The 16,901-nt window shown below is 69.8% G+C and carries 13 protein-coding genes; 8 read left to right on the top strand and 5 right to left on the bottom strand.

Annotation, left to right across the window (positions count from 1 at the left end; genetic code table 11):
* Nucleotide 1 precedes the first annotated feature (1 nt).
* The 6 genes from uca (at nucleotide 2) to CAL24_RS01205 (ending at nucleotide 8,775) form a co-directional block, all read left to right on the top strand.
* Entirely contained in the window at nucleotides 2–3,637 is a 3,636-nt protein-coding gene (gene uca / locus CAL24_RS01230) for an urea carboxylase (protein WP_094805514.1), read from the top strand.
* Between the two features lies 1 nt (nucleotide 3,638).
* A complete protein-coding gene (locus CAL24_RS01225) occupies nucleotides 3,639–4,358 on the top strand; it encodes a GntR family transcriptional regulator (protein WP_094805513.1) in 720 nt (239 codons plus the stop codon).
* A gap of 296 nt (nucleotides 4,359–4,654) precedes the next feature.
* The gene (locus CAL24_RS01220; protein WP_094805598.1) at nucleotides 4,655–5,818 is read left to right on the top strand and encodes a COG1470 family protein; all 1,164 of its coding nucleotides are present in this window, start codon (nucleotides 4,655–4,657) and stop codon (nucleotides 5,816–5,818) included.
* The gene (locus tag CAL24_RS01215) at nucleotides 5,815–6,771 is read left to right on the top strand and encodes an ABC transporter ATP-binding protein (RefSeq protein WP_094805512.1); all 957 of its coding nucleotides are present in this window, start codon (nucleotides 5,815–5,817) and stop codon (nucleotides 6,769–6,771) included. The genes CAL24_RS01220 and CAL24_RS01215 overlap by 4 nt, the downstream gene beginning before the upstream one ends.
* Complete coding sequence (locus tag CAL24_RS01210; RefSeq protein ID WP_094805511.1) at nucleotides 6,758–7,723, top strand: ABC transporter permease; 966 nt, start codon at nucleotides 6,758–6,760, stop codon at nucleotides 7,721–7,723. Before CAL24_RS01215 ends, CAL24_RS01210 begins: the two co-directional genes overlap by 14 nt.
* Before the next feature lie 128 nt (nucleotides 7,724–7,851).
* Nucleotides 7,852–8,775: a phosphoribosyltransferase gene (locus CAL24_RS01205; RefSeq protein WP_094805510.1), complete on the top strand. Its 924-nt coding sequence runs from the start codon at nucleotides 7,852–7,854 to the stop codon at nucleotides 8,773–8,775.
* Between the two features lie 625 nt (nucleotides 8,776–9,400).
* Here CAL24_RS01205 and CAL24_RS01200 read toward each other — a convergent pair.
* Both CAL24_RS01200 and CAL24_RS01195 read right to left on the bottom strand, forming a co-directional pair.
* Complete coding sequence (locus CAL24_RS01200; protein WP_094805509.1) at nucleotides 9,401–10,300, bottom strand: NAD(P)-dependent oxidoreductase; 900 nt, start codon at nucleotides 10,298–10,300, stop codon at nucleotides 9,401–9,403.
* Between the two features lie 69 nt (nucleotides 10,301–10,369).
* Entirely contained in the window at nucleotides 10,370–11,338 is a 969-nt protein-coding gene (locus CAL24_RS01195; protein ID WP_038853271.1) for a Bug family tripartite tricarboxylate transporter substrate binding protein, read from the bottom strand.
* Between the two features lie 159 nt (nucleotides 11,339–11,497).
* Between CAL24_RS01195 and CAL24_RS01190 the strand changes: the two genes are divergently transcribed.
* Entirely contained in the window at nucleotides 11,498–12,397 is a 900-nt protein-coding gene (locus tag CAL24_RS01190; protein WP_094805508.1) for a LysR family transcriptional regulator, read from the top strand.
* Between the two features lie 6 nt (nucleotides 12,398–12,403).
* On the opposite strand, the gene CAL24_RS01185 is transcribed toward CAL24_RS01190, so the two are convergent.
* Nucleotides 12,404–13,303 (bottom strand): LysR family transcriptional regulator, encoded by a 900-nt coding sequence (locus CAL24_RS01185; RefSeq protein WP_094805507.1) that lies wholly within the window; start codon nucleotides 13,301–13,303, stop codon nucleotides 12,404–12,406.
* A 117-nt stretch (nucleotides 13,304–13,420) separates the two neighbouring features.
* Between CAL24_RS01185 and CAL24_RS01180 the strand changes: the two genes are divergently transcribed.
* Nucleotides 13,421–14,635: an alpha-hydroxy acid oxidase gene (locus tag CAL24_RS01180; RefSeq protein WP_028353642.1), complete on the top strand. Its 1,215-nt coding sequence runs from the start codon at nucleotides 13,421–13,423 to the stop codon at nucleotides 14,633–14,635.
* Nucleotides 14,636–14,650: 15 nt separating this feature from the next.
* On the opposite strand, the gene CAL24_RS01175 is transcribed toward CAL24_RS01180, so the two are convergent.
* Both CAL24_RS01175 and CAL24_RS01170 read right to left on the bottom strand, forming a co-directional pair.
* Nucleotides 14,651–15,604: a hypothetical protein gene (locus CAL24_RS01175; RefSeq protein WP_419670603.1), complete on the bottom strand. Its 954-nt coding sequence runs from the start codon at nucleotides 15,602–15,604 to the stop codon at nucleotides 14,651–14,653.
* Entirely contained in the window at nucleotides 15,601–16,821 is a 1,221-nt protein-coding gene (locus CAL24_RS01170; protein WP_028353644.1) for an ABC transporter substrate-binding protein, read from the bottom strand. The genes CAL24_RS01175 and CAL24_RS01170 overlap by 4 nt, the downstream gene beginning before the upstream one ends.
* Nucleotides 16,822–16,901: the final 80 nt, after the last annotated feature.

The raw sequence follows: 16,901 nt of genomic DNA, 5'->3' as shown, positions 1-16,901 counted from the left end.
AATGTTCCATACCGTACTCATCGCCAACCGCGGCGAAATCGCCGTGCGCGCCATTCGCACGCTCAAGCGCCTGGGCATCAGGAGCGTGGCCGTGCATTCCGACGCCGACCGCAACGCGGCGCACGTGCGCCAGGCCGACGCCGCGTTCGCGCTGGGCGGCGACAAAGCCGCGGACAGCTACCTGCGCATCGACCGCATCCTGGAAGCCGCCCGGTCCACCGGCGCGCAGGCCGTCTTCCCGGGCTATGGCTTTCTATCCGAAAGCGCCGAGTTCGCCGAGGCGTGCGAAGCGGCCGGCATCGCGTTCGTCGGGCCCACGCCGCGGCAATTGCGTGAGTTCGGCCTGAAGCACCGGGCACGCGAGCTGGCAACCGCGGCTGGCGTGCCCATGGCGCCCGGCAGCGGCCTGCTGGCCGATGCCGACGACGCCCTGGCGCAGGCTGAACGCATTGGCTATCCCGTCATGCTCAAGAGCACCGCGGGCGGCGGCGGCATCGGCCTGTCGCGCTGCAACGACCCCGCGCAACTGGTCGCCGCCTACGCGGCCGTGCGGCACCAGGGCCAGACTTTCTTCCGCGACAGCGGCGCGTTCCTGGAACGCTATGTCGACCAGGCGCGCCACGTGGAAGTGCAGATCTTCGGCGACGGCCAGGGCCGGGTGATCGCGCTGGGAGAACGCGATTGCTCCATCCAGCGCCGCAACCAGAAGATCATCGAGGAAACGCCGGCGCCGGGCCTGCCCGAGGCCACCCGGGAGGCCTTGCTGCGCGCCGCGGTCATGCTGGGCGAATCCGTGCAGTATCGCTCGGCGGGCACGGTGGAGTTCATCTACGACCAGACGCGCGACGCCTTCTACTTCCTGGAAGTCAACACGCGCCTGCAGGTCGAGCATCCCGTCACCGAGGCCGTCACCGGCCTCGACCTGATCGAGTGCATGCTGCGCGTGGCGGCGGGCGATGCGCTGGACTGGGCAGCGTTGCAACGTCCGCCGCGGGGCGCCGCCATCGAAGTGCGCCTCTACGCGGAAGACCCGGCGCGCGGCTTCCAGCCCTCGCCCGGCGTGCTGACCGGCGTGCAGTTCCCCGACGACGCGCGCGTGGATGGCTGGGTCGAGACCGGCACCGACGTGCCGCCCTACTACGATCCCATGCTGGCCAAACTGATCGTGCATGGGAACGACCGCGGCGACGCCATGCGCAAGCTGCGCGATGCGCTGGCCCGCACGCAGCTGCATGGCATCGCCACCAACCTGGAGTTCCTGCGTCAGGTCGCGGCCGAGCCGCGCTTCCAGGCCGGCGAGCTGTCTACGCGCTTCCTGGAGCGCTTCGATTTCCGCCCCGCGGCGCTCGAAGTGCTGGAGGCGGGTACCTACACCAGCGTCCAGGACTACCCCGGACGCGTCGGCTATTGGCGCATCGGCGTGCCGCCGTCCGGCCCCATGGATGACTACGCATTCCGGCTGGCCAACCGCATTGTCGGCAACGCGCCCGAAGCCGCGGGCCTGGAATGCACATTGGTGGGACCGAGCCTGAAGTTCCATCACGACGCGGTGGTGGCCCTGACGGGTGCGCGCATGGAAGCCCTGCTGGATGGCCAGCCGATGCCCATGTGGGAGCCGGTCGCGGTGCGCCGCGGCCAGGTGCTGGCCATGGGGCGCGCGGTCACGGGCTGCCGCAGCTATCTGGCGGTGCGCAACGGCCTGGACGTGCCCTGCTACCTGGGCAGCCGCTCGACTTTCGCCCTGGGCCAGTTCGGCGGCCATGCGGGACGCTGCCTGCGGGCCGGCGACATGCTGCCGGTGGCGCAGCCCGGCCTGCCCGCCAGCCTGACTCCGGCGCCCGCGACGGCGCCCGCCGCGGCCGATCCGGCCCTGGTCCCCGAGTATCCCGGCCACTGGCAGATCGGCGTGCTGATCGGCCCGCATGGCGCGCCCGACTTCTTCACCGCCGAGTCGATTGAACAGTTCTTCGCCGCCGACTGGGAAGTGCACTACAACTCGAACCGCCTCGGCGTGCGCCTGCTGGGCCCCAAGCCTGCGTGGACGCGGCAGGATGGCGGCGAGGCCGGCCTGCATCCGTCCAACATCCACGACTGCGAATATGCCATCGGCAGCATCAATTTCACCGGCGACAGTCCGGTCATCCTGACGCGCGACGGTCCCAGCCTGGGCGGGTTCGTCTGCCCGGTAACCATCGCCAAGGCGGAACTCTGGAAGGTCGGCCAGGTGCGCCCCGGCGACCGCATCCGCTTCACACCGCTGACCGCGGACCAGGCGCTGGCCCTGCAGGCGCGGCAGGAAACCGCCATCGCAACGCTGCGCGCCGACGGCTTGCCCGCGCTCACGGCGCCGCCCCCGGCGCCGGGCGGACTGTCGCCCATCGTGGCCCGCCTGCCCGCAACCGCCGCGCGGCCCCTCGTGACATACCGGCAGGCGGGCGACAGCTACCTGCTGCTGGAGTACGGCGAGAACGTCCTGGACCTGGCGTTGCGCATGCGGGTGCATCTGCTGATGCAGGCACTGGCGGCGGCGCCGATCGCCGGCGTGCTGGAGTGCTCGCCAGGCGTGCGCTCGCTGCAGATCCAGTACGACAGCCGCGCCATCAGCCAGGATGCACTGGTTTCGCGCCTGCTGGGCATCGAGGAAACCCTGCCCGACGTGGCCACCCTGAAAGTTCCCACCCGGGTGGTGTACCTGCCCATGGCTTTCGAGGACAGCGCCACGCTGGGCGCCGTGCAGCGCTACCAGGAAACCGTGCGGGCCGATGCGCCCTGGCTGCCGAACAACGTGGATTTCATCCAGCGCATCAACGGGCTGGCATCGCGCGAGGACGTGCGCCGCATCGTCTTCGATGCCAGCTACCTGGTGCTGGGCCTGGGCGACGTGTACCTGGGCGCGCCTTGCGCCGTACCCATCGACCCGCGCCACCGCCTGCTGACATCGAAGTACAACCCGGCGCGCACCTATACTGCCGAAGGCACGGTGGGCATCGGCGGCGTGTACATGTGCATCTACGGCATGGATTCGCCCGGCGGCTACCAACTGGTCGGGCGCACGCTGCCGATCTGGAACAAGTTCCTGAAGAACCCGGTGTTCCGGGACGGCCAGCCATGGCTGCTGCGCTTCTTCGACCAGGTCCGCTTCTATCCGGTGTCCGAGGCCGAGCTGTCGGTCCTGCGGGAAGACTTCCGCGAAGGACGGGCCACGCTGCGCATCGAAGAGGAAGATTTCGATTTCGCCGCGTACCGCCGCTTCCTGGCCCAGCACGCGGCCGACATCGACGCGTTCAAGGCGACGCAGCAAGCCGCCTTCGAGGCCGAGGTCGCCCTGTGGCAGGCCGAAGCGGCGACCGTAGCCGAGCCGCAGGCGCCGCAGGAAGCGGCGCCTGAGCTGTCGGCGACCGAGCGCGCGGTATGCGCCGACCTGTGCGGCAACGTCTGGAAGATCCCGGTCGGCGTCGGACAGCGCGTCGAAGCCGGCGACACGCTCGTCATCGTCGAGGCAATGAAGATGGAGCTGTCCATCAAGGCGCCGTTTGGCGGCACGGTCACCGCCATACGCTGCATCCCGGGCAAGCCCGTCAACAGCGGCGACATGCTGCTGGTCATCGACGCCGAGACCGATTGCGCGGTCGCCTGACATGCGCCTGAACCTGGCCACCCTGCCCGACCAGCCGCCCGCCGCCCCGGGCGCCACGCTGGCCGGGCAGGCCTACGCGCTGATCAAGCGCGACCTGTTCGAGTTCCGCATGCTGCCCGGCGACGATTTCACCGAAAGCGAACTGGTGGCGCGGCTGGGCGTGAGCCGCACGCCGGTGCGGCAGGCCTTGTACCGGCTGGAGCGCGAGGGCTTCGTGCTGCTGCGCCAGCGCAGCGGCTGGCGCGTGCGCCCGTTCGATTTCGAGCGGTTCGAAGCGCTCTACGATGTGCGCATCGTGCTGGAACAGGCCGCGGTCGCGCGTCTGTGCGCCCTGCACGACATGGACGCCGCCGGGGCCCTGTCGGCGCTCAAACGCGCCTGGCTCGTGACGCCTGCCGAGCGGCTGCGCGACGGCCGGGAAGTGGCGGAGCTGGACGAAGGCTTCCATTGCGCATTGGTCGCGGCGGCCGGCAATCCGGAGATGGCGCAGATTCATCGCGACGTGACCGAGAAGATCCGCATCATCCGCCAGCTCGATTTCACCAAGGGCTATCGCGTGGATGCCACCTACGTGGAGCACGGCGCCATCCTGCGCGCCGTCCTGGCGCGCCGCGCCGACGAGGCCGCGCGGATGCTGAAGGCGCACATCGAGATCAGCAAGGCGGAAGTGCGCAAGATCACCCTGCACCGCCTGCAGGCGGCCCGCCAGGCGCACGGCTAGACCGGCGCGCCGCGTTCCCGGCAGTTATTTTTTGCGGCGCAACGCGCCGGCATTCAGCTGCACGCAAGGTTGCGCGAGCGCCGGCGTTCAGCCCGGCTTCAGCAAATACCGGAAAACCCTCACTCGCGGGAACAAAATCGGCGCGCCTTGTTCATATCTCGCAGCAGGGCGCTGGCATGCGCGTGGCCTTGCGCCAGCGCAGCCGCCTTGCCACCTGTTCTGTCGCCGCCCGCATGCGCCGCACCGTACGGCGTGCGGCCGCATGCGCCCGGCATTTCGAGGAGACCGACAACACCATGCGAAAAGCGCTCTCTTTCCTGGCCTTCGCAGCGGCCATGCTTCTTTCGACGCCCCTGCTCGCGCAGGACGGCAGCAACATCAAGGGCTTGTACCTGCTGACCGATTATCCGGCAGTCACCGCGCAGCCGGGCACCACCTCCACCTTGCGATTACAGTTGCGCAACTACGGCCTGCCGCCCGAACGGCTGGACCTGAAAGTCGAGGGCGTGCCCGAGGGCTGGAGCGCCACGCTGCTGGGCGGCGGGCAGCCGGTGGCGGCGGCCATGCCCGCCACCGACGACAGCACCTCGCTGCAACTGCAGCTGAAAGTGCCGGCCGACGCGGGCACACAGCCGCGCACGCTGAACGTGGTGGCCGAAGGCGGCGGCCAGCGCATCATCCTGCCGGTGCACATCATGCTGGCCAAGCAACTGCCCACCAAGCTCAGCCTGGATACGAAACTGCCGGCCATCCGCGGCGGCGCGCAGTCTTCCTTCGACTACTCGCTGACGGTCAAGAACGACAGCGGCAAGGACCTGACCGTCAGCTTCGCCGCCAAGGCCCCGCAGTACTTCGACACCAGCTTCACCGAAGGCTATGGCAGCCAGCAGATCAGCTCGCTGCCGATCAAGGCCGGCGAATCCAAGGACATCAAGCTGACCGTCCGCCCGCCCGGCAACACCGAGCCCGGCAGCTATCCGGTGCAGGTCGTCGCCAGCGCGGACGGCATCGAGGCCGCCAGCCAGCTGCAGCTGGAAATCATCGGCCAGCCGCGCCTGCGCCTGGCCGGCCGGGACGGCCTGATGAGTGGCAAGGCCGAGGCCGGCAAGCTGTCGTCGATCCCGGTGGTAGTGCGCAACGACGGCGGCGCCGCCGCCGACAACGTCGCGCTGTCGGGCAGCGGCCCATCGGGCTGGACAGTCGAATTCGAGCCCAAGCGCATCGAGCACCTGGCGCCGGGCCAGCAGGCCGAAGTGCAGGCCCGCATCACGCCTTCCGAACGCTCGCTGGCGGGCGACTACATGACGCACCTCACCGCCACGGCCGCCGGCCAGTCGGCCAGCGGCGACTTCCGCATCACTGTTTCCACGTCCAGCCTGTGGGGTATCGCGGGCGCCATCATCCTGGCGATCGCGGTGCTGATCCTGGTGGGCGCCGTCGCGAGGTTCGGACGCCGATGAACGACACTCTCATAGAAGCGCAAGGCCTGACCAAGCGCTATGGCGGCACGCTGGCCGTCGACGACATCTCGTTCCAGGTCGGGCGCGGCGAGATCTTCGGGCTGCTGGGCCCGAACGGCGCAGGCAAGACGACCACCATCCTGATGCTGCTCGGGCTTACCGACACCAGCGCGGGCACCGTGCGCGTCATGGGCCGCGACCCGCAGCGCGATCCCCTCGGCGTCAAGCGCCAGCTCGGCTACCTGCCGGACGCCGTCGGCTTCTACGACTACCTGTCGGCGCGCGACAACCTGGCCTACACGGCGCGCCTGCTGGGGCTGGACGCCGGCGAGCGGGCCAGCCGGATCGACCGCGCGCTGGCGCGCATGCGCCTGTCGGAGGTGAGCGAGCGGCGCGTGGCGACGTATTCGCGCGGCATGCGGCAACGGCTCGGCCTGGCCGAGATCGTCATGAAAGACGCGCGGGTGGCCATCCTGGACGAGCCGACATCGGGCCTGGACCCGCAATCCACCGAGGAATTCCTCGACCTGATCCGCAGCCTGAAAGAGGACGGCGTCACGGTGCTGCTTTCCTCTCATCTGCTGGACCACATGCAGCGGATCTGCGACCGCGTGGCGCTGTTCCGGCGCGGCCGCATCGCGCTGATGGGCAGCGTGCCGGAACTGGCCCGCCAGGTGCTGGGCACGGGCTTCGCGGTGGACGTGCAGGCGCAGGGCCCCGACTTGTCCGCGCAGCTCGGACAGGTCCGGGGCGTGCACTCGGTGCGAACGCTCGGGCCCGGCCACTACCGCCTGCTGGCCGAGGACGACGTGCGGGCCGAGGCGGCGCGCGCCGTGGTGCAGGCCGGCGGCGACCTGCACCGCCTGTCGGTGGACTTGCCCAGCCTGGACGCCATCTACAACCGCTTCTTCCAGGATGCCGACACCAAGGAGGCCGATCATGCGCAAACGTGAAGGTTCGCCCTGGCAGGGCCTGGGCGCGGTCACGCTCAAGGAGTTCGCCGATCACCTGTCCAGCGCACGCATGCGGGTGCTGGAATGGCTGATCGTGCTGACCGCCGCGGCGGCGCTGTACGGCGCCCTGCAGCAGATCCGCGACACCACGGCGGAAGACCCGTTCGTGTTCTTGCGGGTCTTCACCACGGCGCAGGCGCCGATGCCGTCGTTCGCCTCGCTGCTGGGCTTCCTGATCCCGCTGATCGCCATCGGCCTGGGCTTCGATGCCATCAACGGCGAGTACTCGCGCCGCACCATGAGCCGGCTGCTGTCCCAGCCGATCTACCGCGACGCCCTGCTGCTGGGCAAGTTCCTGGCCGGCATGGCGACACTGGCGATCAGCCTGCTGTGCCTGTGGCTGATCGTCATCAGCGTCGGGCTGCTGGCCCTGGGAGTGCCTCCCAGCGGCCAGGAAGTGGCGCGCTCGCTGCTGTTCCTGGCGATGGCCCTGGCATACGCGGGGGTCTGGCTGGCGCTGTCGATGCTGTTCTCAGTGCTGTTCCGCTCGGCCGCCACCTCGGCGCTGGTGTCGCTGGGCCTGTGGCTGTTCCTGGCGCTGCTGTGGCCGTTGCTGGCCTCGGCGCTGGCCAATGCCATCGCGCCGCCGGACCTGGCGTCGCAACTGCTGGGCCAGCCCAGCCTGGCCACGCTGGAATGGCAGCAGGCGCTGCAACGGCTGTCGCCCGCGCAGCTGTTCAACGAGTCCATCATCGCCGTCCTCAGCCCCATGACCCGGGCCATCGGCCCGGTCTTCCTGGACCAGCTCGAGGGCGCGGTCATGGGCATGCCGCTGGCGCTGGCGCAGAGCCTGCAGATCGTCTGGGCGCAGGCGGTCGGCCTGGTTGCCGGCGTGATCCTGCTGTTCGCGCTGACGTACGTGGTGTTCCAGCGGCAGGAGGTGCGGGCCTAGCGGGTGCGCGCCCGGCGGGCATCCCGGCTCGCGGGCCGGATGCCTGCGCGCGCGCCAGGGGTATACGGCTTCCCGTGTGCGCCTGTGTGGCAGAATTCCTGCGCTATCCGCCACCCGCCAGGTGCTCCATGGCTACATCGCCCAGCGCTTTCCCCTATGACTATGCCCGGGTCGAGCAGGTCGTCGCCGGGCACGTGCCCACCTGGCGCTCGATGGGTTTCGCCGGCGTGGTCGCCATTGCGCGGGGCGGCCTGGCGCCGGCCCTGATCGCCAGCGCGGCGCTCGACCTGCCCCTGTATGCGCTCTCGTACGACCGGCGGGCGCGGCGCGTCTCCTGGTTCACCGCCCAGACGCCGCCACACGGCGCGCGCGTGCTGGTGGTCGAGGACATCGCCGGGCGCGGCACCACGCTGTCGGACAGCCTCGAGTTCCTGGCCGCGCGCGGCCACGCCTTCAGCGTCTTCACCCTGGCCTACGATGCCGAGTCGCGCGTGCGGCCGGATTTCGGGGTCGAGATCCCGCCCGGCTTCCGCGCCTGGTTTCCCTGGGAGCGCGAGTCCATCACCACCGCCTACGACGCCACCGGCAATCTGCCCGACCTGCCGGCGCACGCCTATGCCTCATGGGCGATCGACCTGGACGGCATCCTGCTGCCCGACCTGCCCGCCGATGCCTATGCGGTCGACCTGGCCGACACGCTGGCGCGGCGCGACCGGTTGACGCCCAGCGCGATCCTGCCGGGCCGCGACCTGAGCCGGCTGACCATCATCACCGGGCGGCCGGAGCAAGACCGCGCCCGCACGCAGGACTGGCTGCATCGCCACGGCTTCCTCGGCCCGCTGGTAATGCGCGACGCCGGTCGCCACAGCGCGGCGCAGACGGCCGAGCACAAGGCGCTGGCCATCGTCGCCGGGCGGCACACGCACTTCATCGAAAGCGACATGGGCCAGGCCCTGGAAATCGCGCGGCGCGTCCAGGTGGCGCGCGTCTATTGGTGGAACGGCGTCACCGCCCTGGCGGTCTACGCCAGCCAGGTCGCGGACCTGATCTGAAACGCCGCGCAGTGCGCGCGGGCGCCCGGTATCCCGTGCGAGTGCCGGCCCAGAGGCTCCCGCCTCAGCTGTCTCCCTGCGTCAGGTGTCCGACACCCCACGCAATGCCCGCTGCATGGGAAGGCCATCTCATGGGGTGTCGGACACCTTGCACGGGCGCCGTGCGTCTATCGGTGAAACAGAGCCACCGCCCTGGCGGCCTATCCGCGTCACGTATCCCCCTGCGTCAGGTGTCTGACACCCCACGCAATGCCCGCTGCATGGAAAGGCCATCTCATGGGGTGTCAGACACCTTGCACGGGCGCCGCGCGTCTATCGGTGAAACGGAGCCACCGCCCTGGCGGCCTATCCGCGTCACGTATCTCCCTGCGTCAGGTGTCTGACACCCCATGCAATGCCCGCTGCATGGGAAGGCCGTCTCATGGGGTGTCAGACACCCTGCACGGGCGCCGTGCGTCTATCAGTGAAACAGAGCCACCGCCCTGGCGGCCTATCGGCGTCACGTATCTCCCTGCGTCAGGTGTCTGACACCCCACGCAATGCCCGCTGCATGGAAAGGCCATCTCATGGGGTGTCAGACACCTTGCGGCATGGTGTGTCTGCCCCCCCTCGCCGGGTTCATCGTCTACCGGGGCGGCGCGGCCATCTCCGCGATCAGCTGTCCCACCGCGCTCCAGTCATCTTCGGCGTGGCCGGTATTGCACAAGGCTTCCAGCCACTGCAGCGTGGTCGATGCGACCGGCAGGCAGGCGCCGGCGTCGCGCGCGGCATCCAGGGCCAGGCGCAGGTCTTTGCGCATCAGGCCGGCGCGAAAACCCGGCTTGAAGTCGCGCTGCAGGATGCGCACGGCGTTCTTCTCCAGCACGGCGCTGCGCGCGGCGCCGCCCAGCAGCGCCTCGCGCACGACCGCCGGGTCGACGCCGCTGCTGCGCGCCAGCGCGAACGCTTCCGCCACGCCCAGCATGACGGCGCTGACGGCGACCTGGTTGCAGGCCTTGGCGACTTGTCCCGCGCCGTTGTCGCCGACGCGCAGCACGCGCGACGCAATCGCTTGCAGATAGGGCAGGCACGCCGCGAACGCGGCTTCCGAAGCGCCCACCATGCAGCTCAGCGTGCCCTGCTCGGCCGCCTGCTGGCCGCCGCTGACGGGCGCATCCAGCAGCGCCACCTGGCGTTCGGCCAGGCGCCGGGCGTGCTCGCGTGTGGCGGATGCCGAGATGGTGCTGGTGTCGATCACGAACGCGCCGGCCGGCAGGCTGGCGGCCAGGCCCTGCGGGCCGAACAGCACGGACTCGACGGCCGCCGTATCCGACAGGCACAGCATCACCACGCGCGCCATGCCGCCCAGCTCGGCCGGCGTGACCGCCCGGCGCGCGCCCGCCGCCGCCAACGGCGTTTCGGCTGCGCGGCTGCGGTTGTGCACGACCACGTCATGCCCGGCGCGCAGCAGCGAGGCGGCCATGCCCCGTCCCATCACGCCCAGTCCGATGAATCCGATGGTGTCGCGCGTCGCGCTCGATGTCATGCCGAGTTCCTCTGAATACGTCGTGAATGCGGCCGCGCGCGGGGCGGGCCCCGCTCCGCGCGGGCCTGCCTACTTGTGCGCGGTGCGGGTGGCGGCCAGCGAATCGCCGATCAGCGCATAGCTCTCGTCGATTTCCTTCTGGAAAGCGGGGCCGTCGGCGTAATCGGTAGTGAGTCCGCTGCGCGCGGTGTACGCCTTCCATGACGGGCTTTGCAGCGCGTCGTGGAATACGCGGTTCAGGTAGCGGTACACCGGCTCGGGCAGCCCGGCCGGCGCCAGCAGCCCCTTCATGTTGTCCAACGCGATGGGATAGCCCAGCTCGGTCATGGTGGGCGTGTCCGGCAGCGACGCCACGCGCGACCGCGAGAAGACGGCGATCGGCCGGATCTTGCCGGCATCGATCAGCCCCCGCACTTCTTCCGGCGCCCCGAACGCCATGTCGACCTCGCCCGCCGCCAGGGCCGTCAACGACGCGGCGGCCCCCTTGTAGGGTACATGCAGGAAGCGCAGGCCGCTATTGGCCTCGAACGCCAGCATGGTCGAATGGAACAGGCTGCCGTTGCCGGTCGAGCCATAGCTCAGCGCCTCCGGCTTGCCCTGCGCGGCGGCGATCAAGGCCTTCATGTCGGGGTAAGGCGACTTGACGTTCACGGCCAGCACGGACGGCAGGCGGGCGGCCTTCAGCACCGGCGTGAAATCGCGGCGCGGATCGTACGGAATTTTCTGGTGATTGCCGACCGAGGTCGTTTCGCTGCCGCCGCCCACGAACAGCTTGTAGCCGTCGGGCTCGGCCTCGGCGATCTCCTGTGCGGCCAGCGCGCCGGCCGCGCCCGGCTTGTTGATCACCACCACCGGCACCGGCACGGTGTCCTTGACCGCTTCCGACAGCTGGCGCGCGATCTGGTCGGCCGAGCCGCCCGGCGCGAAGCCGACCAGGATCTCGATGGGCCGGGTGGGCGTCCAATCCTGCGCGACCGCGGGGCCGGCCGACGCGGCGGCCAGCAGGGCGCCGGCCAGCCATTTGCGGGCTGTGCTCATGGGGTCTCCTCCGCTTCCGGGGAAGCGCTCTTGTCGTTATCGATCCAGGCACTCTAGCAACAACGAACATGAGAAGAAAGTGATAAATTTCCCTCGACTTTCATCGCTTTTCTGCATAGAACATCCACACGGGACGGCAGATCCCGTAGGGCGGGGGACATGACTTTCAAGCAACTCGAAGCGTTCTACGCGGCGGCCCTGTCGTCGAGCTTCGCGGCCGCGGCCGCGCATATCCACCTGTCGCAGTCGTCGCTGTCCAAGCGCATCACCGAACTCGAGGCCGACCTGGGCAAGACGCTGTTCGACCGCAGCGGCCACCGGTCGGTGCTGACCCGCGAGGGCGAAGCGCTGCTGCCGCTGGCGCGCGAGATCCTCAGCGCCGCCCACCGGGCGCGCGCCGCGGTGGGCACCGATGACGGCCTGCAGGGCGTGTGCCGCTTCGGCATGGGCGAGCTCGCGGCGATGAGCTGGCTGCCCAAATTCGTGGCGCGCTGCCGCAGCGACTACCCGCACCTGCGGCTGGAGCCGCACGTCGATGTCGGCCAGAACCTCGAACGCCGGGTCGAGGCCGGCGAGCTCGATTTCGCGGTCGTGGCGGGATGGTCGTCGCGCCCCTCCATCGCCTCGCACACCATCGCCGAAGTCCGCTACACCTGGGCCGGCGCCTCGGCGCAACTCGACGGGCTGCGGGTGCTCACGCCCGCCAGCCTGCAGGACATGACGGTCATCACCATGCCGCCTGGCGCGGGCTCGACCCGCATCTTCGAAGCCTGGCTGCAGGAAAACAATCTCAGCGTGTCGCGCCAGCTGACCTGCAACAACATGGGCGCCATCGCCGGCATGGTGGCGGCCGGCGTGGGCGTGGGCTTCTTTCCCGAAGGGTGGCTGCGCACGCTGTACGACAAACATGCAATCCGCGCCATCGAGAGCGACCCGCCGCTACGGCGGCTGCATTACTCGTTCCAGTGCCGCCGCGACGACATCCGTCCGCTGGTGGCCGCAATGCGCGAGCGCGTCATGGCGGAAGTGGACTTCGCCGCCCCCCACCCCTTGTGGTGAGCCGCGCTACAGCAGGCAGGGCGGGCTGTCGAAATCGGCCGCCTGCGCGGCCAGCGCGCGCAGTTGGCGCACCATGGGACGCGTATCGTCGCGGCGCCATTGAAAGGTGTATGCGAGCGGCCGCAACGGCGGCAGCTCCGGCAGCGCCGCCAGGTGGCCCCGCTGGATCAGCGCGGCGGCCCAGGCCCGCGGCAGGAAACCCACGCCCAGCCCTTCCTTCAGCATGCCGGCCACCGCGCCCAGGTTCTCGCAGGTCATGCGCCGCCCCACCGACACCTGGTGCTCGGTCAGCCATTCGTCCAGTATGCGCACCGTGCCGGCGCTGTTGGGCAAGGTAATGAGCGTGCGTTCCGCCACTTGCTGGGCGTGGCGCGGCGGGGTGTCACCGTACAGCGTCGGCGCTGCCACCCAGACGAACTGCACCTGCCCCAGGCCGTGCGAGGCGATCGCGGTGCGCGTCGAGGGTCCGGCGATGATGGCGAAATCCAGTTCGCCGTTTTCCAGCCGGGTCTCCAGGACCTGCCCCATGCTGGCATGGGGTTCGACCACCAGGTTGGGATGCGCGCCCTGGATCAACGCGATCAAGCGCGGCATCCAGGTCAGCGAGGTGAGCTCGCCCACGCCGAAGCGGCAGCGCCCCGACAGGGCGCGCGCATCGTTGGCGCGGCGCATGAACTGCTCGGCGCTGTGCAGGACGTCGCGCGCGTGGGTCAGCAGGCGATCGCCCAGCGGGGTCAGGACGGCGCTGCGGCTGTCGCGGTTGAACAGCGCGGCGCCGATCGCCGCCTCCAGTTCGCCGATGCGCTTGGACAGCGAAGATACCGAGATATTGAGCCGGCTGGCCGCCACGGCGAAGTTCTTGCAGGTGGCCGCCCAATAGAAGGCTTCGAGCTGCTTGAGCGTCATAGTTGAAAAAAAGCGAACTAATTTCGCCAAATAAAGTCGCTTTATTCTAATCGTGCCGGCCGATATAGTCCCGCCATCCGCCCGTCGTCCGGGCCTGCTTGCCATACGGGAACCTCCATGTCCACGCCTGCCACGCTCAACCCGCTGGACGCGCCGCCCGCCTCGGCCTATGTGCCGCCGCGGCACCTGCGGCGCTTCCTGTCGCTGCACGATTTCGAGACCGCGGCGCGCCGCCGCCTGCCGCGTCCGATCTACGGCTATGTGGCCGGCTCGGTGGAGGACCGCCACTCCGAGCAGGACAACCGCGACGCCTTCGGCCGCTATGGGTTCCGCACCCGCGTGCTGGTGGACGTGTCGGCGCGCCGGCAGGACATCGAATTGTTCGGCCGGCGCTACGCCTCGCCGGTGGGCATCGCGCCCATGGGCATCGCCGCGCTGACCGCCTATCGCGGCGATATCGTGCTGGCGCGCGCCGCGCGGGCCGCCAACGTGCCCTGCATCATGAGCGGCTCGTCGCTGATCCGGCTCGAAGAAGTCATGGACGCCGCGCCCGGCACCTGGTTCCAGGCCTACCTGCCGGGCAACGACTCGCAGATCGGCGCGCTGATCGACCGGGTCGCGGCGGCCGGCGTGGAGACGCTGGTGCTGACCGTGGACACCCCGGTGCAGGCCAACCGCGAGAACAATGTGCGCACCGGCTTCAGTACCCCGCTCAAGCCCAGCCTGGCGCTGGCCTACCAGGGCATCACGCATCCGCGCTGGCTGCTCGGCACTTTCATGCGCACGCTGGCGCGCCACGGCATGCCGCACTTCGAGAACAATTACGCCACGCGCGGGGCGCCCATCCTGTCCAAGCGCGTGCTGCGCGACTTCTCCGACCGCGGGCACCTGAACTGGACCCACGTCGCGCAGATCCGCCGCCGCTGGCAAGGGCCGATGGTGGTCAAGGGCATCCTCGGCGCGGGCGACGCGCGGCGCGCGCGCGAGCTGGGCATGGACGGCATCATCGTGTCCAACCACGGCGGCCGCCAGCTCGACGGCGCCGTCGCTCCGCTGCGCGTGCTGCCCGAGATCATGGAGCAGGCCGGCGGCATGACGGTGATGCTGGACAGCGGCGTGCGGCGCGGCACCGACGCCATGAAGGCCATGGCGCTGGGCGCGCGCGCCGTCTTCGTCGGGCGGCCGTTCAACTATGCCGCCTCGGTGGCCGGCGAGGCCGGCGTGCGCCATGCCCTGCAGTTGATGCGCGACGAGATCGCGCGCAACATGGGCATGCTGGGAATCACGCGGCTGGACGAACTCGACGGCTCGTTCCTGGTGCCGCTCGACTGAACAGGGCGCGCGCCGCTAGCCGACGGCCCTCTGTTCCAGTACCCAATCGGAAATCCGGCGGGCGATGGCGTCGCTGTTGTCGTCCATCATCAGCATGTGGGAATTGCCCGCCACGCCCATTTCGGCCAGCCGCCACGACTCTACCGCGGCGCCGTGGCGCGCCAGGAGGCCGGCGTAGTCGCGGCCGGCCGCCGCCAGGCGCGTCCACAGCGGCGTGGCGTCCAGATAATCGCCATAGACGAACAGGAACGGCTTGCCGGCCACGGCAGGCGTCTCGACCGATTCGGTGAAGCCGGACGGCTCGATGGCGATCAGGCCGCGCACCAGGGCGGGCCGCTGCTGCAGGGCGCGAAACGCCACCTCGCCGCCATGGCTGTGCGCCACCAGCAGGCATGGCCCGACCCGGTCCAGCACCGCGCACAAGCCGCGCAGGGCGGCGTCGTTGTTGCCCAGCCAGCGGGGCACGGCGTGCTGGATGAAGGCGTCGAAGGCCGGGATCGGGAAGCGCTGGCCATCGAAACCGCGCCGCTCGGCGAAGCCGTCCGCCGCGCCGAAGCGGAACAGGGTCCAGCTTTCTTCGGCGCTGCGGATGATGGGCCGTTCGGGCCAGACGCTGTCGAACGGCGCCCAGCCGGCGCGCCCGCGCTCGACGTTGTCCACCACGTATACGGCGTGGCCGAGCGCCAGGAAATGCTGCAGCCAGCCCGGCCGCCCATCCGGCGTGGTTTCCCACATCGCCCCGCTCATGCCGCCGCCATGCAGCAACACCAGCGGCAGGGGCTGGCGGCGCCGTGTCGGGATGAAATACTGCACATACGCCTGCTCGAAATGGTAGTGGCCGTTGGGGTCGTAAGGCAGCGATGCCGTGCGGGTGAACGCCACCGTGCGGGTCGGCTCGCCGGCGATGCGCACCGGCCGGCCGCCGGCGAAGAAACTGCCGAAGTCGGCCAGCTCCACGGACGGCGTCATGGCCGGGCCTGCGCGCATTGGCTTTCCGACAGCGGCCAGGCCAGGGCCTGGCCGGGTATGGTGCGCACCACGGTGTAGTAGTCCCAAGGTTGCCGCGACTGGTCCGGCGCCTTGACCTGCGCCAGCAGCATATCGCGCACCACCAGGCCGTCGGCGCGAATGCGGGCATTGAGGCTGAAGGCGTCGTCGATGGGCAGTTCCTTCATCTTGTCCATGACCGCCTTGCTGTCGGTCGTGCCGGCCGCCTGCACCGCCTTCAGATAATGCCGCACCGACCCGTAGACGCCGGCCTGCAGGAAGGTGGGCGGATGCCCGACGCGCTCGGCGAAAGTCTTGCTGAACGCGCGCGTGCCGTCGTTCATGTCCCAGTAGGACGGCACGGTCAGGTAGGTGGATTGCGCGGCGGCCAGGCCCAGGCTGTGGACGTCGGTCAAGAGCAGCAGCATGGCGGCCAGCTTCTGCCCGCCCTGCCCCAGGCCGAATTCGGCCGCCTGCTTGATCGCCATGATCGTGTCGCCGCCGGCATTGGCCACCGCCACGATCTGCGCCCGCGATGCCTGCGCCTGCAAGAGGAATGAGGCGAAATCCGAGGCATTGAGCGGATGGAACACCGTGCCCGCGACCTCGCCGCCGTTAGCCTTGACGACGGCCGCCGTGTCGGCGGCCAGTTGCTTGCCGAACGCATAGTCGGACGCCAGGATGAACCAGCGCCGGTTGCCTTCGCGCACCACCGCGTCGGCCGTGCCGCGCGACAGCGCATAGGTGGTGTAGGTCCATTGCACGCCGTAGGGCGAACACTGCGCCTGGGTCAGCGCCGTGGTGCCGGGGCTCGAGAATATGACCAGCTTCTTCTTCTCGCGCGCGATGGCCTGCACGGCCAACGCCACCGAGGAATTGGGCACGTCGACGATCACGTCGACGCCGTCGGCGTCATACCACTGGCGCGCCATGCTGGCGCCGATATCGGGCTTGTGCTGGTGGTCGCCGGTCACCAGGGTCACGGGCTTGCCCAGCACCTGGCCGCCCATTTCTTCGATGGCCATGCGCGCGGCCTCGATCGAGCCTTTGCCGGTGGCGTCGGAGGTGACGCCGGCCATATCGGTGAGCACGCCGATTTTCACGCCTTCGGCGTCGTTGGCATGGCCGGCCGCGCTCGCGGCAAGCGCCAGGCACGCCAGCCAGGCCGCCGCGCGGCGGCCTGCTGTTCTTCTATTCATGATTTGTCTCCCCGCCGCGGCGCGACGGCGGGGCCCCGCTACCCGGCGCCGTCAACGGTAGCCAGATTCGCCGGACGACG

The organism is Bordetella genomosp. 2 (genome assembly GCF_002261345.1).
Taxonomy (GTDB): domain Bacteria; phylum Pseudomonadota; class Gammaproteobacteria; order Burkholderiales; family Burkholderiaceae_B; genus Bordetella_A.
The sequence above is the reverse complement of the archived record's forward strand: the minus strand, read 5'-3'. Positions and strand labels throughout refer to the sequence as shown.

Excerpts from the sequence above, each read along its gene's own strand:
- CAL24_RS01225 (WP_094805513.1), top strand. The coding sequence starts at position 3,639 with ATGCGCCTGAACCTGGCCACCCTGCCCGACCAGCCGCCCGCCGCCCCG.
- CAL24_RS01200 (WP_094805509.1), bottom strand. The coding sequence starts at position 10,300 with ATGACATCGAGCGCGACGCGCGACACCATCGGATTCATCGGACTGGGC.
- CAL24_RS01170 (WP_028353644.1), bottom strand. The coding sequence starts at position 16,821 with ATGAATAGAAGAACAGCAGGCCGCCGCGCGGCGGCCTGGCTGGCGTGC.
- CAL24_RS01220 (WP_094805598.1), top strand. The coding sequence starts at position 4,655 with ATGCGAAAAGCGCTCTCTTTCCTGGCCTTCGCAGCGGCCATGCTTCTT.
- CAL24_RS01180 (WP_028353642.1), top strand. The coding sequence starts at position 13,421 with ATGTCCACGCCTGCCACGCTCAACCCGCTGGACGCGCCGCCCGCCTCG.
- uca (WP_094805514.1), top strand. The coding sequence starts at position 2 with ATGTTCCATACCGTACTCATCGCCAACCGCGGCGAAATCGCCGTGCGC.
- CAL24_RS01175 (WP_419670603.1), bottom strand. The coding sequence starts at position 15,604 with ATGACGCCGTCCGTGGAGCTGGCCGACTTCGGCAGTTTCTTCGCCGGC.
- CAL24_RS01215 (WP_094805512.1), top strand. The coding sequence starts at position 5,815 with ATGAACGACACTCTCATAGAAGCGCAAGGCCTGACCAAGCGCTATGGC.
- CAL24_RS01205 (WP_094805510.1), top strand. The coding sequence starts at position 7,852 with ATGGCTACATCGCCCAGCGCTTTCCCCTATGACTATGCCCGGGTCGAG.
- CAL24_RS01190 (WP_094805508.1), top strand. The coding sequence starts at position 11,498 with ATGACTTTCAAGCAACTCGAAGCGTTCTACGCGGCGGCCCTGTCGTCG.
- CAL24_RS01185 (WP_094805507.1), bottom strand. The coding sequence starts at position 13,303 with ATGACGCTCAAGCAGCTCGAAGCCTTCTATTGGGCGGCCACCTGCAAG.
- CAL24_RS01210 (WP_094805511.1), top strand. The coding sequence starts at position 6,758 with ATGCGCAAACGTGAAGGTTCGCCCTGGCAGGGCCTGGGCGCGGTCACG.
- CAL24_RS01195 (WP_038853271.1), bottom strand. The coding sequence starts at position 11,338 with ATGAGCACAGCCCGCAAATGGCTGGCCGGCGCCCTGCTGGCCGCCGCG.